We start from the raw sequence: 15,829 nt of genomic DNA on the forward strand, positions 1-15,829 counted from the left end.
TAAAAACCCTCTTTCCTATTTTTTATTAAGCGTAACGGCGTACCATTTCGCGTAACCCTGTATCACGTGTGCCGGTACCAACGGCTGCAAACTTCCAGTCAGCGCCATGACGGTAAATCTCTGCTACTGTTAAACTTGTAGAACCGGAGTAGTCCTCGGATAAATTAAATTTAAGCAGTTCCTCTCGATTTGCCGAGTTGACTACACGAATAAATGCATTTTGGACCATGCCAAAATCCTGCTTTCGAGAAACACAGTCATAAATGTTAACAACAAACACAAGCTTGTTAATATGAGAAGGCACACTCTTTAAATCAATGAGAATTTGCTCATCGTCGCCGTCGCCGTCGCCTGTTAAATTATCTCCTGTATGTACAATGCTGCCGCAGTTGCTTTTTAAGTTACCAAAATAAATGAGATTTTCATTGCTTACAAACTTGTCGTCTTGCAGCATAATGACCGAAGCATCAATGTCAAAATTCGCACCTCCACCTCCGCCAAACATGCCAAGCAACCCGCCAGATTTCCTCTGTACCGGATCCCATCCAAGACCAACCATAATTTTTTCAAGTCCCGGATTGCCTTTTGTTAAATCAATTCTCTGCCCTTTCTGGAGGACAATAGCCAAATCAATCACTCCCTCAAAGTCAGCAAGAGACAAGGACTCCTGCTTCAAATGGCTTTCTTTTTCCATTTTACTACACGTACTATCATACTACAAAAGATAAGCAATTTCGCTAATTTTCAATTAGTTTTAATTGGAAAAGCGTCCCTCTTTGCTTCTATTTTTCTACCAGGCTGACTTTGCCATGCACTGCCTCTCAGCAAAACAGGTACCGAATCATGATTTAATACCAGTTTAAAGGCCAGCAATTACATCTCCAGCATCATTTTCTCAAGCCGAAGCGGCTCTATATATTCTCCTTGTTTGTATGCCCGCATATTTCCACCGGAAATTTCATCAATTAATAGTACTTGTCCGTCCTTTGCACGGCCGAATTCAAACTTAATATCATACAAATCTATCTCTTTTTTAGCGAGCTCTTCTTTTACCGTGCCGGCAATCTTTCTTGTGAGTTCTTTCAGCTCTTTGTATTCTTCATGCGAAAGGATACCAAGCATTGCAAGCGCATCTTCGGAAATTGGCGGATCTTGGCGTTCATCGTCCTTCAATGTCACCTCTACAAACCCGTCAAGCCGTTGCCCTTCTTCCGCATACATGCCGTAACGGCGCAAGAAACTTCCGACCGCCCGGTAACGGCAAATCACTTCCAGTCCCTTGCCAAATACAGTAGCCGGCTGAACCGTCATCGTCGCTTCATCAATATCAGCCTCAATATAATGAGTAGGAATGCCTTTTTCTTTTAAAATCTCAAAAAAGTGTTTCGTTAACCGGAGCCCCGCTCGGCCTGCCCCTTCCATTGTCAAACCGACTGTGTTGGCACCAGGATCAAACACACCGTTTTCGCCTGTTACATCGTCCTTAAATTTCAACAAATAATTTCCATCTTCCAATTCATAGACATCTTTTGTTTTACCTGTATACATACGTTTCACACAATCCGCCTCCTCTGCATTTTTCAAATAACTCTTTCATTATGCAGGATTTTTTCTGAAAATTTAATAGTTTACTTTGTTTTCATCCCATGTAACAAACTCCAATATTAAGAGTACCTTGGAAAGGTTATATTTGATATGCTCATGGAAAGCAAAAGGAGGAGATAACAATGAACCTCGTTAAAGGCGCGCGTGCAGATATCACTAAAAATGAACCGGGTTTAGACGAAATCATTATTCAAGTCAGCTGGGAAGCAGATCCTTCACTTGATATTGATGCTTCTATTTTCATGATTGATGAATCGGGGAAATGCCCAGGGGATCCTTATATGATCTTTTATGGCAATGCCAGTTCCGCTAACCAATCTGTCTGTCATTCAGTAAACAACCAGTCTTCCGAAAAGACCGAATCATTTTCCATTAAATTGGATACAATAGAACCTATTGTGCAGAAGCTGGTCCTTACATTAACTATTTTTGAAGAGGAGCAGAAGGGACAGACATTTGCACAAATGAACCATGCCTCTATGAAAATCTTAAATAAAAAAAATGGCACAGAACTAATTCATTATGACCTTGGTCCATTCACAGTAGAGAACTCGCTCGTCGTCGCAGAGGCTTACCGCCGGAATGGCGGATGGAAAATTTCCGCCAACACAGGCGGGTTCGCTGGAGGGCTTGCCCAGCTGTGCCAGCATTTCGGCTTAGAAGTAGCAGAGGAAACTGAGCCAACTGCTAGTATGAAACAGGCTCAAAAAGAAGCGGCCCCTGCTATTGAAAATGAGAACATAAATGTTGACCAAGCTCCATCGGTAATTCAGCTGTCGAAAATTACCCTCGAAAAACCGGGTGACTCCATTTCTTTAAAAAAAGCCGATAAAATTAAACATATAGCCATTAAGTTGCAATGAACGAAAGGCGTCGATCTTGATATGCACGCTTTCTATAAAACAAAAAATGGTAGAACAGGTCATATCTTCTTCGGAAACAAAGGGAAGGCAAACGAGTCTCCTTATATCGCTCTCGATAAAGATGCTGGTGTTGGCAATAAGTCCGGCCATAACGAAGAAAATCTAGTGATTAAAACCTTGGAAGATATAGAATCTGTTATCATTGCAACTAACATTTTCCGCTTTTTTCGTTTTAAGAAAGACGACAATTTTGCCAAGTATGACGGCAAAGTAACGATTAAAACAAATACGGGTGATGAGATAGACGTGCCATTAACCTCTGAAGAACCAGGCAGATGGTGCGTCATTTCTAAAATTGATAATTCCCATTCTTCTGCCCCAAAAGTCATTAATATCAACCGTGTACAAAAAGGCGAACCGAGCATAAACAAATATTAACAGGGCAGGGATGGAAAACGATAACAGAGCATTATGCTACCAATAACTCCAATCATGAATTTTTATAACAAATAAATGCCTGCCACTATTGAGAAAACTGGAGATAAAATATGTTAATAACGTATAAAAGAAGCACCATGAGTGCTTCTTTTATAGTGTAGACAAAGTCTATTTTATATACTTGCAGACAATTGTTAAGCTATATTCAGAGCAACAGTCACTTTGAAAAGATCGCCATCAACTTCAATATCAAGCGTCCCTTCATGCAGGTCGATGATCGACTTAGCAATGGCCAGCCCGAGTCCCGAGCCTTCTGTGTGGCGTGACTGATCTCCCCGTTTAAAACGCTCAAACATTTCATCAACATTGTCACCAAGCTCGTATTTAGTCACGTTTTTAAAGGTGATAACCGCCTGCTCATTCTCTGTTTTAATGGAAATATACACCCGCGTATTTTCCAGGGAATATTTTAAAATATTGCCGATCAAATTATCAAATACCCGCCAAATCTTCTGCCCATCTACCATGGCAAAAACAGGTTCGTCAGGATTTGTCACTCGAAACTGTAGGCTTGATTCATCAATGGCTTCATTGTATTCTGCAAGCGCCTGCTGAAGAAGCTGGACGAGATCGGCTTTTTCTTTCACCAGTTCCGCATTGCCGCTCGCCATCTTGGATGCTTCAAACAAGTCATCAATCAATCCTTTCAACCGCTTGGATTTGCGGTCGATAATTTCTGTGTACGCCAGCCTTTCTTCATCGGAAATCGTTTCATTCTTTAATAGCTCTGTGTAGCTAATAATAGATGTGAGCGGTGTTCGCAGATCATGGCTCACGTTAGTAATCAGTTCAGTCTTTAAGCGTTCGCTTTTTGCCTGTTCTTTTTGTGATACTCTCACATCTTTCTTCAGCAGGTTAATGTTCTCTGCCAGTTTGGCAAAGACGGATTTTCCTCGGACTGGCAGGTCAGCCGCCAAATGACCGGATGCCAGTCTCCCTGTATGAAGGATAATGTTGTTTAAATAAGCCATGCCCCTGAACAATAACACCAGCGCCGGCAAGGATATAAGCAGAAACAGAATGCAATAAAACGGCAATAACACTGTGTGCTGTATAACAATCGGCACCCCAAACCCCGTGAAGAAAAAGACCGCCAGCAAGAAAAAGAACTGGATACCAACCGAACGAACCGCAAAAGCATTGGTTAAAAGGCGGCCCGTCTTCGCCAGCAAGCTGTGATTCCATTCCTCCTGAGGCTCTTCTGCCTGCTTCCACCTTTCCCAGAGCATTTTCCCCTGCACTAATGAAAGCAGCACTAAGATAAAGGAGGTGAGCGCCAGTTTTACGATATACTGTATGAACGTATACGTATAATCATAGTAAATGAGCGACCTGCTCCACTCCAGTGACAAAAACGCAATGAATAACGTCAACAGAGCGGCTGCAACCACAGCGTCAATCGGCAGCCGGTTATAAAAGGGCTGCAGCTTCTCTGTCATTCCTGCCGGAAAAACAGAAAGTTTTCTGCTCATATATAAACTAACAATAAGAAGAATAAGCCCGCTAGCTGTGTAAATAAGAAAAGCCTTTTGTTCGCGCTGAAACATTTTGTAATCGCTATAAACGAGACTTGTTTCAGAGGGAGGATTTACAGCCGCGATCCTTCCTTCAAATGCTCCTTCTGTTCCCACAAACAGCTCTTCTCCGTTCTCTCCATAGCTGATTGCCCTTTGATCTACATGGAGTCGGTTAGATCCTTCATATTTACGGACAAACAGCATGTCCTTGTCGTTGAATACCTCTTTAACTGAACTATCCGCCAGGTTGACGTTCGTGTAGACCTTTCCTGTCGAAGTGTTCTTGAAATAATATTTAAAAAATGCTTGATAGTCGTCCAGATTAGAGCGTTCTGTTTCCAATAAACGGTAATATTCATCAATGGCCTGTTCTTTCTCTGCCTGGACTTTTTGTCGCACATAATCTTCATCTTGGAAGTTTTTCGTAGCATCTGTTATCTTTTGATCCCGTGTCTTTATTAATGCTTGTTCGGCTTCTTTGCTGCTTGCACCAGACGCCTCCTGAATGTCCATTTCGTATTGGCTTTTTATATTGGCAATTTGTTCAGCTAAACTCCCATATCGATAACGGTACCCCTTGATTTCCTCAGGAGTGACGACTATCGATTTTTTGGCTTCTTCCTTCGAGACAGCCCCTAATTCGTAAGTCTCTAAATCAGAGATAAATTGATTCAGGTGACTGTCAAACTCCTCAGTGTGAAAATAATCTTTCTTAAAATACATGCTTCCATCATTTATAGCTGACACTACACTGCTCAGACCGATGACAAGCAAAAGCAGCCATCCGGCGAATAACACTCTACTTTTCCATTTTGTATCCAATTCCCCATACCACCTTTAAATACCTCGGATTTTTTGGATCAATCTCTATCTTTCCTCGGATTTTTCGAATATGGACAGCCACTGTATTTTCTGCATTATAACCTGGCTCGTTCCATACACGTTCATAAATCTCATCAATTGAAAACACCCGGCCAGCATTAACCATTAATAATTCAACGATTTTGTATTCAATTGGCGTCAGTTTGACCGGCTCTCCGTGAACCGTCACTTCTTTAGCTGATTGGTCAAGCGTCAGTCCATTTAAATCAATTGTTTTTTTCATCCCTTCATATGTGCCGAGCGCTACATATCTTCTCAACTGTGATTTTACCCGGGCAATTAATTCCATTGGATTAAATGGCTTTGTGACATAATCATCGGCCCCCATTTGCAAGCCGAGGATCTTGTCCGTGTCCTCTGTTTTGGCACTTAAAATAATAATAGGAATGTTTTTCTCTTCTCTGATCTTGAACGTGGTGGATATTCCATCCATCCTTGGCATCATGACATCTAAAATAATTAAATGAACGGGTTGTTCATGAAGCTTTTCGATCGCCTCTATCCCGTCTCCCGCTTTAATGACCGTAATTCCTTCATTTTTTAAATATATTTCGATCGCATCGCGAATTTCTTTTTCATCATCAACAACCAATACCGTATAATCGCTCATTTGTTTCGCCTCCTTTCGAAAGTATAGCATGTGTGCTGCCTAATGTTTGATGCTATTTTACCGGCCAATTCTTAATATTGAAGCAGCATAATTCTGAAGAATTTCTGAAGATTTCAGCCAACAAAAAAGAACCTGTGTGTCAGGTTCTCATTCCTCAAATTTCGTATAAGCATATAACAAGCCTTTGCCATTAAATCCTTCTTTTTCATTCAAATCCTCCGCTAACTTCTCAAGCGAATCAGTGAACTTTTCGCGGCGTCCGTCACAGATAGCAAGAGCAGGCCAGTCCTCGGTTTCTGCCCCCTCATTCAAAAAGCGAATAAGGTGCTCTCGGTTTTCCTTATAGCCGAATTGACCGCACATGCTGCTCACCTCATTCATATAGCGGCATTTAATCGCCCTTAACAGCTCAAATTGGTCAAAGTGCTGTTCAAACTCCTGCTCATCAAATGCCAGTCTCGCTTCAATGAACAAACTCTTTAAATATGGATACGTAAACATTACTTCTGTTGGCGCCAGATGGGTCTCTTTGCCGGAAATCTTTTGGAACAGAGGATCTAATCCTGCCTCCGTAGAGGTATAAGCTAAAAAAGAGAGCTGACGGCGATGAGGATCCTGTACCTTTGGCAAAGTGAACAGCTTATTTAATAGTTGATAATTCTTTTTCATCACAGCGCTAATGCCAGTGCTATAAAAAATGGCTTGAAGCGGAATTTCCTGTGTAGCTAATAAATGCGGGTCGCCAAAGTGATGCCGTGAACCGGTAAGGCGCTCAGCTGTCTGAATTAACAGTTCAGCCTGTTCCGGCGTTCTCATATAGTAGGTTAGTATGGCAACGAGCATTGCCAGTGTTTTACTTTTTTCAGCAACCATCTGAGCGCGGACAGACAGTGCTTCGGCTGTTGCTTCTTCTGTATAGCGTTGTTCAAAAAGGAAGGAAACTACCTTCCTTGTCTGGTCTGTCAGCATTTCTCTTAATTCGATTTCCCGTCTATCCTGAATATAACGTTTCATCCTTTTGGTTTTTACTTGAATGTTTTCAGGGCTCACTTTTTTTACTTTTGCAATATTTATAACGTTTTCATACAACTCAGTAAAAAAGTGATCTGCCCCTTTTGGATCGATGATTTTATTAGCATCACGAAAACTAATCAGCTCATCTGCATAGGGGGTCAACTTTTCCGAAAAGGCATGCCAATACCATGAGTACCGGCGACCTTTCACCGATTTAATCAGCTCGCGGAGCGCTGTGTCCCACTCCGCTGACCAGCCTGATACGATGATGCCATATTCATCAAACACCCGGCGCAATAACTGGGCAAGGGGGAGCGTATAATTATCCAGCTCCCCTGTTATATTTTTAAAACGAGTATCGCGATAGTCCCCATTCACTTTTAATACTGTGCAATCAGCGTGAGCGAGCGGCTTCATCCCTTCAATGTCCGTATCATGGTAAAGCGTTTGGTATTGCACATTATGCTCGTCCAGCGCGTGCTCCAGCAGGCGGTCAAAGTTTGTCGTAACAATGACTTTTACATAGCCTCGTTGAACCAGCTTAGCAATTGCATAATGAGCGTCTGTCGGCACCTTTTGCTTTTGTTCTACCTCCTCAAGCGTCGGCTCAAAAAACTCTTTTAGCAACCCATTGCGTTCCGAGGAGGTTTTAGCTAACAGCTCTATCACTTCATTATATAAAGGGGCTTTTCCGTATCTCTTTTCATACCAGGCAAATGGATCACTTTCATTTGCGCCATTGACGCACATTATTCGCCGGCAAAGCTCCCGTAAAATGCCGCGGCCAGTTGGTATGCCTGCTGAATAAGAAATACCTGAACCCAGAAGGAGGGCATAGACTCCTTTATTTGCTTCTACAGAAAATGCTAATGATAATGGCTTTTCATCCATTTGATAACCCCTTTCCGGACAGTTACAATCATTTAGCTGGCGTGTCAGCTGTAAAGGATCGTTATTCATTTTTTCCCCTAAATCCCCTGAATCATTCTAGGACTTATCTTATATATATTGATGGCTTTTCTCTATCATACTTACCAACTGTTCGCTATTGGCGTCATTTAATCCTGTTATCGGCGGTTTAATTTACTAATATTTAACTATTGCTTGTGTTAAAATCAACTACATACATATGAAAAGGAGCTGTTTTTGAATGAAAAGAGAAATCATTGACCGATTTACTTCCTATGCCAGAATCGATACACAATCAGATGAAAGCAGCGACACGACCCCTTCTACACCAGGACAATGGACATTATTGCGCATGCTTGAAGAGGAGCTGAAGCAAATCGGCATGCAAGAAGTGAATCTGGATGAAAATGGCTATTTAATGGCTACGCTTCCATCCAATACAACGAAAGATGTTCCCGTCATCGGCTTTCTTGCTCACGTAGATACAGCGACAGATTTTACCGGCAAAAATGTACAGCCGCAAATCGTTGACAATTATGATGGTGCAGACATCCTATTAAACAAATCATTATCCGTTATTTTGTCACCGAGAGACTTTCCCGAACTGTCAAAGTATAAAGGCCACACACTCATCACCACTGACGGCACCACGCTGCTTGGCGCAGACAATAAAGCTGGTGTAACAGAAATTATGACAGCCATGCACTATTTAATTCAGCATCCGGAAATTAAACACGGAAAAATCCGTGTCGCTTTTACTCCAGATGAAGAAATCGGCAGAGGGCCTCACAAATTTGACGTGGCTGCTTTTCAGGCTGAATTTGCTTATACCGTCGATGGTGGACCGCTCGGTGAACTACAATATGAGAGCTTTAATGCAGCCGGAGCCCAGGTAACGTTTTATGGAAAAAATGTGCATCCTGGATCAGCTAAAGGAAAAATGATCAATTCCGCAAAGATTGCTATGGAACTGAATGAAAAGCTGCCTGCTGATGAAGCCCCTGAACACACAGAGGGTTACGAAGGTTTTTATCATCTCATTTCCCTTCACGGTGATGTGGAAAAAACTGAAATGCACTATATTATTCGTGATCATGACAAAGAAAAGTTCCAAGCACGCAAAGATGTATTCAGGCAAATTGTGAAAGACCTACAAAACAAATATGGAGAAGAACGAATTGTGTTGGAATTAAATGACCAATATTACAATATGAAAGAAAAAATTGAGCCGGTAAAGGAAGTCGTAGATATCGCTTATGAGGCGATGACCAACTTGGGCATCGAGCCGATTGTTGAACCGATCCGTGGTGGAACCGATGGCTCTCAGCTCTCCTATATGGGTCTGCCAACGCCTAACATCTTTACAGGCGGTGAAAATTTCCACGGCCGTTTTGAATATGCTTCAGTTGACAACATGGAAAAAGCAGTGAAGACCATTATCGAAATCGCTAAACTATTTGAAGAAAAAGCGTAATCTCCGTCCGCGTCACCCAAAAAAGAGGCTGTGCCCAAAATGGCACGGCCTCTTAAAGTGTAAATGTAGTCTATTTTTGTCTAACTTACAGGCTAATATGTCCCTCAAAGTGCAAAACTCAATCAAAAGCGTCTCCGGTCACCAGCTGCTTTTTCATCTCCCTTATAGTTGGCGGGACCAATGGCGGTGTTCAGCTAAAGCTGTGATGAACGATTTGCTGAATGCCTCTAACTCTTTCGGATCATGTGCAATAACGACGCCGGGATCTGATCCGCTCTGCACTCCTGCTATAATCAAAAGCTCGCCACCTTCTGCCGCCGCGCCAACTGTTTTAAAATGCTTAAAGGCATCTTTAATGAATTCAGCCGCTTTTGGATTACCTTTTATTTGTTCAACGCTTGCTTTCCCTCCCGCTACATAAACAGCGTCAAATATAACCGGGTCGCTCGTCAAGAAAGAATGCTTCGCTTCCTGCTGCTGTCCGTCGGCGCTTGTAACCATGCCGACATGGTTGCTGACAATTTCCGGGTGAACTCCTGCTCCTTTTAATGCCTGCATCAAAGGCTCAACTGTTAAGTTATCAAAGCCATCTGCCGCCAGGACAGCCACTTTGCGTGTTGCTGCACTCTTTTTCTTATTTTTTTCCTGACTTAAAGCGGGAGAAGAAAGCGTTACTTTCGAAGCCGTTCTTCCTGCTGGCACCTCTGCTCCGATGCCCGCGGCAATGGCTGCTGCCAATTCTTCATCGACATTGGCAAAGACATCGACAACCTGCTGTCTTACCTCTTTGCTCTGTACTTTGCCCACTTCAAAATGGAAGGCTTCAATAATATGCTCTTTTTCTATATCTGTCATGCTATTCCAAAACAGCTTGGCCTGCGAATAGTGATCTTTAAAACTGTCGCTGCGCTGGCGGACTTTTTTGCCTTCCATTTTTTCCTGATAATGCACATATCCACCTTCCTCTTCGGAAGCAGGGCGTGGATCATTTTCCTGCAGTGAGTTTTTATGATAGCTTACCTGCCCTTTATCAATGTTCATTTGGTGATAGCCCTCACGTTGATTATTGTGGACTGGTGCCACAGGACGGTTAATCGGAATTTGGTGGAAATTCGGTCCGCCTAAACGAATCAACTGCGTGTCTGTGTAGGAAAATAAGCGGCCTTGTAACAGCGGGTCGTTAGAAAAATCGATGCCCGGTACGACATGGCCCGGGTGAAAAGCGGCCTGCTCCGTCTCTGCAAAGACGTTGTCCTGATTGCGATTTAACGTCATTTTCCCGATAATTTTTACCGGTATCACTTCTTCCGGCCATAGTTTTGTCGGATCTAAAATATCGAAGTCAAAATTAAATTCCTCTTCTTCTTCGATCATTTGCACGCCTAACTCAAACTCTGGGTAATCCCCCATTTCAATGGCTTCCCATAAATCTCGGCGATGAAAATCCGGGTCACGGCCAGCCAGCTTTTGCGCTTCATCCCAAACAAATGAATGAACGCCGAGCACCGGCTTCCAGTGAAACTTCACGAAGCGTGCCTTCCCTTGTTCATTCACAAAGCGGAATGTATGAACACCAAAGCCTTCCATCATTCGATAGCTGCGCGGAATAGCTCGGTCGGACATGGCCCACATCACCATATGAGCTGATTCTGTATTATTAGCAACAAAGTCCCAAAATGTATCATGCGCTGTAGAAGCCTGTGGCATTTCATTATGCGGCTCCGGTTTAAAAGAATGAACTAGATCCGGAAACTTCATTGCATCTTGAATAAAGAAAACCGGAATGTTATTGCCAACGAGGTCATAGTTTCCTTCTTCTGTATAGAATTTTGTCGCAAACCCTCTTACATCGCGAACCGAATCGGCTGAGCCGCGTGAACCTGCGACGGTAGAGAAGCGGACAAACACAGGGGTTTTCACAGAAGGGTCCTGGAGAAATTTTGCTTTCGTGTACTCTGTCATCGGCTCATACACTTGGAAATAACCATGTGCCCCGAAGCCGCGTGCATGAACGACCCTTTCCGGAATCCGTTCATGGTCAAAGTGGGTCATTTTCTCACGGAATTGAAAATCCTCCATTAACGTCGGTCCCCGGTTGCCCGCCTTTAGAGAATGCTCATCATCTGACACTCGCAACCCTTGATTAGTCGTCATTTTTTCTCCTTTATGATCTACACGGAATTGTTCCAATTGCTCGTTCTTTAAGTTGCCTTGTACGGTCTCTTTATGTTCATTTTTTTTCATTGACTATTCCCTCCTGATTTTTTTTTATAAAAATTCAAGATAAACCGGTAAATGTATGTATCAGCACAGCTGTGATCGTTACCCAATTCTGGCTATACCCCAACAGCTGAATCCTTAAACAATGAATCTTTGAAAGAAAGGCTCTCTTAAAGAGGAATGTTGTTTTTTCAATAGTTGATTGCAGCGGAAAGCGGCCAGCTGCAGCGAAAATTAACCATCAAGTACCATAATGTCTAAAGAAAAGAAAGCCTGCCTCCAACTGGAGACAGGCTTCTATGTTATTAGTACAGCACAGCATATTGACTTCTTTCCCATTCATCTATGCGATAAAAATGTTTGTTCCACTCTTCTCTTTTCACCTTGATGAATTCCTGCCAAATTGGCCGGCCGATACTGTCCGCTAAAATGGTGTCTTTAGCTAATGAATCCATCGCTTCCTCAAGATTGCGGGGAACCCACTCAATCCCCATTGCTTCTAATTCATTATTGCTTAAGCTGCCTGCATCCACTTCAAGCGGCTCGCCTGGATCGATCCGTTTTCTAATGCCATGAAGACCGGCTGCGATTAAAGCAGCTGACAGCAAATACGGATTGCAGGTGCCGTCTGCTCCTCTGAACTCAAATCTTCTTTCCCGTCTTTTTTCCGGTACACGAATGAGAACAGAGCGATTACCTGAACCGTAGCAAACGTGAGCAGGTGCCCAGGAGCCTGGAACCATCCGTTTATAGGAATTCATTGTCGGAGCTCCAATTGCAACAATGGAACGGCCGTGATGAAGAATCCCTCCAATAAAATGGTAGGCGTTTTCTGAGAGTTCAAGTCCCTTCTCATCATTAAGATCCTTAAATAAATTGGTTTCTTCATTATATAAACTCATATGAACATGCAAGCCGCTTCCAGCAAAATCATTAAACGGTTTCGGCGCGAGCGTGCCTACCATGCCCATATCTCTCGCTAAATGTTTAAACAATTGCTTAAATGTAATTTGGTCTTCGGTTGCTTTTAAGCAATGGTCGTATTTCAAATTGATCTCCAGCTGTCCGGGGCCGTATTCACTGGAAATTTGCTCCGTTTCCACGCCCATTTTCCCGATAGTTTCCGTAAACTTCTGAACAAAATCCTCCTGGATATCCACTCCGTCTGATGAGAAGCAAGTGCTGTTATCGGCCGGGACAAGCTTGCCGTCCTCTTCTTTTAATAAGTACGCTTCCTGTTCATAAGCCATGAACAATTTCCCGCCAAGGAGAGCTTCCGCTTTATGAAGCAGACGCTTTAATGCGCTCCGCGGGCACCCTTCCCAAGGGTTGCCGTTTTCATCTACTAAATCACAGAACATTCTTGCCGTCTGTTTTCTATGCGGCAAAACAGCAAATGTTTCCGGGTCCGGTATGGCAAAAAAGTCGCCGCCTTGTGTGCCATATGTTGGGTCAGGCACATAAGTGTCAAACATCGTAAAATCCATAATGGCTGTACTAAAGTTGACCCCTTTTTCCATAGCACCTTGTAAAGAATCTTTCCGGATGGTTCTTCCTCTTGTCACGCCCGTATAGTCTAAAAATTCAATGCGAATAAATTCAATTTGCTGCTCTTCTACTATTTGCAGCACCCGTTCTTTAGTTAATCTTTGTTGAGTAGCGACCATTATTTCTCTCTCCCATCCAGTAAAAGTGATAAAGCATAGTTGACGTATAATTCGACTCCTGTTTTTAAAATAGAATCATCGAATTGGAATTTCGAATGGTGCAAGTCATAAACAGGTTCGTTCTCTTTATGAATACCAAGCCGGAAATAAATGCTCGGAACTTTGACAGAAAAGTAACCAAAATCGTCAGCACCCATGGAAGGCTCCTTTAAAGAAATAACCTTTTCTTCTCCAAGAAGGCCGGAAGCCACTTCTTCAAACTGCCTTGTCATCGCTTCATTATTGACAATCGGTGGATGCCCAAGCGCATAGTCGACTTCTACTCGTGCTTCCCATTGCAGCTCGGCTGCCCGGCAAACCTTTAAAACTTCCTGATAAATTTCTCCCCTCAGACTATTATTCATAGCCCTCGCTGTTCCTTCGAGTACGACTGTTGAAGCTACCACATTGCTCGCCTCACCGCCATGGATCTTGCCGATATGGATAACAACCGGCTCAACTGGATTAAAGCGTTTAACTGTCATGCTTTGAAGAGACTGGATAATCGACACAGCAATGGTAATCGCATCTATTGCCTGATGCGGACGGGCGCTGTGTCCCCCTTTTCCCGTAATCGTAATTTTGAAATCATCGCACGAAGCTGTCATGCCGCCGTACTTAATTCCAACTGTGCCAAAAGGAAGGTGAGGCCACAAATGCAGGCCGACCATCGCTTCTATTTCCGGGTTGCTTAACGCCCCTTGCTCAATTAAGGCTTTCGCTGCTCCATCAGCCTCTTCACCAGGCTGAAAGATGCATCGGACTGTACCCGGAAGCTCATCTTTTATTTTATTCAACTCATAAACAGCCCCTAGCAAGATGGCAGTATGGCCATCGTGCCCGCAAGCGTGCATGACTTGATCATGTTTAGAGCTATACGACAAATCCGTTTGCTCATGAATAGGCAGGGCATCAATATCCGCCCTTAAACCGATGGCACGTCCGCTTTCTTTTCCGCTAATGTCGACAAGTACACCTGTCTCACCAATTGATTGGTATGGAATCTCCCACTCTTGCAGAATAGATTTAATATAATCAGCAGTCTGAAATTCTTGAAACGACAGCTCCGGATACTGGTGTAAATGTCGTCGTATCTGAATAACGCCCTCTACTTGTTCATTTTCCACTTTCACGAATGGATTGCTCATGCTGACCTCCTCCACTGCTTACCTGTGATGTTTGAAACACTTTCTTATTGAATATTCTGAACAAAATGTATAATGCTGCTAGCCAAATAAATCCTCTCACAAGCGTCATCATCGAGCCGACAAATGTTCCATAAAGAACGATGGCGATTCCAATGAAGCCCAGGATTGGAAAGAGCGGATACAACGGCTGCTTCCACGGCAGCTTTTCAATTTCTTCTTTATGGTTTTTCCGGTACAGGATACCCGAAATCAAAGCAAGCGTCCAGGACACGAGCCAAGCTAGAACCATTTGGTTTGTCAGTTCTACATAGATGAAATCAGGATTAAATTGACCGATTAATACGAGAACAACAGTGATCGCCCAAATAGTGATGATCGCATAAACAGGTGTATGTTTTTTCGGGTGAAGATATCCTAAAAAGCCTGGTAAAAGCCCTTCTCGCGCCTGCTGGTAGAAAATTCGAGAAGCGGCATAAAGCGTTCCCATTAAAATACAGGTAGCAGCGGCGATCCAGGCAGCTATATTCATGATAAATGCCCCGGCAATACCAAACACCTTTCCAGCCGCCACAGTAAACGGCGAGCTGTCCATCGTTACCTCATTAGACGGAATAATTCCTTGCAAAACAAAATGGGCAAGGGTATATAAAACCAAGAATGTGACACTTGACCAAATCAGCCCTCTTGGCAAATCTCTTTGCGGATTTATACACTCTGCACCGGCTGTGGCTAATGTAACCGCTCCTAGGTAAGCATAGGTGCCAAGCGGAACCGCTCCCCAGAATCCTTCCACTCCATGCGGAAACATCGGCGTGTAGTTTGCAAAATCAATATCTTTTAAACCAATCAAAGCAAACAGCACCATTACGCCCGTTAAAATTAGTACGAGATATAATTGGAACCGAGCAGTCGTAGCAGCTCCCAGCACATTAATAAATGCGAACAACGTCAGGAAAAAGACGGTGAAGGCAGCAGGCCACCAGCTTGCTTCGAGCTGCGGGAAAAACCACATGGTAATTTTCCCTAAGGCTAGCCCTACACTTCCTCCTGCAATGATCCAGCCAATAGCAAACGTAATTCCCGCCAAAAAGCCCCAGGATTTCCCCATAAACCTTTCTACCCAAAAGGACATAGCTCCGGCATTCGGCATGCCGACCGCCATTTCTGTTAATGCAATAACAAGAAAAAATTGTGAAATGCCAGCAATTAAATAGGCTAGGATTGAACTTGGACCTGCCATGGCGATCCCCTGCCCCATCAGCAGGAAGATCCCATCACCAATTACTGCACCAACACCGAGAGCCCATATATGCCAAAACGTTAAAGTACGTTCCGGCTGTAAATCAAGGACCGGCTGCTTTTTCAACTCTCCCATTTCCATTC

The 15,829-nt window shown here is 43.3% G+C and carries 12 protein-coding genes; 3 read left to right on the forward strand and 9 right to left on the reverse strand.

All coding sequences use genetic code 11. The annotated features are described in order from the left end of the window. Window positions 1-25 precede the first annotated feature (25 nt). Both CJ483_RS12700 and CJ483_RS12705 read right to left on the reverse strand, forming a co-directional pair. Entirely contained in the window at window positions 26-628 is a 603-nt protein-coding gene (locus CJ483_RS12700; RefSeq protein ID WP_120038019.1) for a TerD family protein, read from the reverse strand. Window positions 629-873: 245 nt separating this feature from the next. Next, window positions 874-1,557, reverse strand: coding sequence for a phosphoribosylaminoimidazolesuccinocarboxamide synthase (locus CJ483_RS12705; protein ID WP_120035492.1), 684 nt, complete (start codon window positions 1,555-1,557; stop codon window positions 874-876). Between the two features lie 170 nt (window positions 1,558-1,727). On the opposite strand from CJ483_RS12705, the gene CJ483_RS12710 reads away from it, so the two are divergent. Both CJ483_RS12710 and CJ483_RS12715 read left to right on the forward strand, forming a co-directional pair. Then, on the forward strand, window positions 1,728-2,468 hold the full coding sequence (locus tag CJ483_RS12710) for a TerD family protein (protein ID WP_120035494.1): 741 nt from the start codon (window positions 1,728-1,730) through the stop codon (window positions 2,466-2,468). A 21-nt stretch (window positions 2,469-2,489) separates the two neighbouring features. Beyond that, complete coding sequence (locus CJ483_RS12715; RefSeq protein WP_120035496.1) at window positions 2,490-2,906, forward strand: hypothetical protein; 417 nt, start codon at window positions 2,490-2,492, stop codon at window positions 2,904-2,906. A gap of 194 nt (window positions 2,907-3,100) precedes the next feature. On the opposite strand, the gene CJ483_RS12720 is transcribed toward CJ483_RS12715, so the two are convergent. From CJ483_RS12720 to CJ483_RS12730, 3 genes are all read right to left on the reverse strand, one after another. Next, window positions 3,101-5,305, reverse strand: a complete 2,205-nt coding sequence (locus tag CJ483_RS12720; protein WP_120035498.1) for a sensor histidine kinase — start codon at window positions 5,303-5,305, stop codon at window positions 3,101-3,103. Continuing rightward, window positions 5,283-5,975 carry a response regulator transcription factor gene (locus CJ483_RS12725; RefSeq protein WP_120035500.1) on the reverse strand — a complete coding sequence of 231 codons (693 nt, stop codon included), beginning with the start codon at window positions 5,973-5,975 and terminating at the stop codon, window positions 5,283-5,285. The genes CJ483_RS12720 and CJ483_RS12725 overlap by 23 nt, the downstream gene beginning before the upstream one ends. Window positions 5,976-6,122: 147 nt before the next feature. Next, window positions 6,123-7,949, reverse strand: a complete 1,827-nt coding sequence (locus CJ483_RS12730) for an SIR2 family protein (RefSeq protein WP_259455643.1) — start codon at window positions 7,947-7,949, stop codon at window positions 6,123-6,125. A 190-nt stretch (window positions 7,950-8,139) separates the two neighbouring features. Between CJ483_RS12730 and pepT the strand changes: the two genes are divergently transcribed. Continuing rightward, entirely contained in the window at window positions 8,140-9,372 is a 1,233-nt protein-coding gene (gene pepT, locus CJ483_RS12735) for a peptidase T (RefSeq protein ID WP_120035504.1), read from the forward strand. Window positions 9,373-9,534: 162 nt separating this feature from the next. On the opposite strand, the gene CJ483_RS12740 is transcribed toward pepT, so the two are convergent. The 4 genes from CJ483_RS12740 to CJ483_RS12755 form a co-directional block, all read right to left on the reverse strand. Continuing rightward, window positions 9,535-11,616 (reverse strand): catalase, encoded by a 2,082-nt coding sequence (locus CJ483_RS12740; protein WP_120035506.1) that lies wholly within the window; start codon window positions 11,614-11,616, stop codon window positions 9,535-9,537. 281 nt (window positions 11,617-11,897) lie between these two features. Then, on the reverse strand, window positions 11,898-13,259 hold the full coding sequence (locus CJ483_RS12745; RefSeq protein ID WP_120035508.1) for a glutamine synthetase family protein: 1,362 nt from the start codon (window positions 13,257-13,259) through the stop codon (window positions 11,898-11,900). After that, window positions 13,259-14,446 carry a M20 metallopeptidase family protein gene (locus CJ483_RS12750; protein WP_120035510.1) on the reverse strand — a complete coding sequence of 396 codons (1,188 nt, stop codon included), beginning with the start codon at window positions 14,444-14,446 and terminating at the stop codon, window positions 13,259-13,261. Before CJ483_RS12750 ends, CJ483_RS12745 begins: the two co-directional genes overlap by 1 nt. Continuing rightward, the gene (locus CJ483_RS12755) at window positions 14,415-15,821 is read right to left on the reverse strand and encodes an APC family permease (RefSeq protein WP_120035512.1); all 1,407 of its coding nucleotides are present in this window, start codon (window positions 15,819-15,821) and stop codon (window positions 14,415-14,417) included. Before CJ483_RS12755 ends, CJ483_RS12750 begins: the two co-directional genes overlap by 32 nt. Between the last annotated feature and the right edge of the window lie 8 nt (window positions 15,822-15,829).

This window comes from Bacillus sp. PK3_68 (assembly GCF_003600835.1).
Classification (GTDB): Bacteria; Bacillota; Bacilli; order Bacillales; family Domibacillaceae; genus Pseudobacillus.

Excerpts from the sequence above, each read along its gene's own strand:
- CJ483_RS12710 (WP_120035494.1), top strand. The coding sequence starts at position 1,728 with ATGAACCTCGTTAAAGGCGCGCGTGCAGATATCACTAAAAATGAACCG.
- CJ483_RS12715 (WP_120035496.1), top strand. The coding sequence starts at position 2,490 with ATGCACGCTTTCTATAAAACAAAAAATGGTAGAACAGGTCATATCTTC.
- CJ483_RS12725 (WP_120035500.1), bottom strand. The coding sequence starts at position 5,975 with ATGAGCGATTATACGGTATTGGTTGTTGATGATGAAAAAGAAATTCGC.
- CJ483_RS12730 (WP_259455643.1), bottom strand. The coding sequence starts at position 7,949 with ATGAATAACGATCCTTTACAGCTGACACGCCAGCTAAATGATTGTAAC.
- pepT (WP_120035504.1), top strand. The coding sequence starts at position 8,140 with ATGAAAAGAGAAATCATTGACCGATTTACTTCCTATGCCAGAATCGAT.
- CJ483_RS12740 (WP_120035506.1), bottom strand. The coding sequence starts at position 11,616 with ATGAAAAAAAATGAACATAAAGAGACCGTACAAGGCAACTTAAAGAAC.
- CJ483_RS12745 (WP_120035508.1), bottom strand. The coding sequence starts at position 13,259 with ATGGTCGCTACTCAACAAAGATTAACTAAAGAACGGGTGCTGCAAATA.
- CJ483_RS12750 (WP_120035510.1), bottom strand. The coding sequence starts at position 14,446 with ATGAGCAATCCATTCGTGAAAGTGGAAAATGAACAAGTAGAGGGCGTT.
- CJ483_RS12755 (WP_120035512.1), bottom strand. The coding sequence starts at position 15,821 with ATGGGAGAGTTGAAAAAGCAGCCGGTCCTTGATTTACAGCCGGAACGT.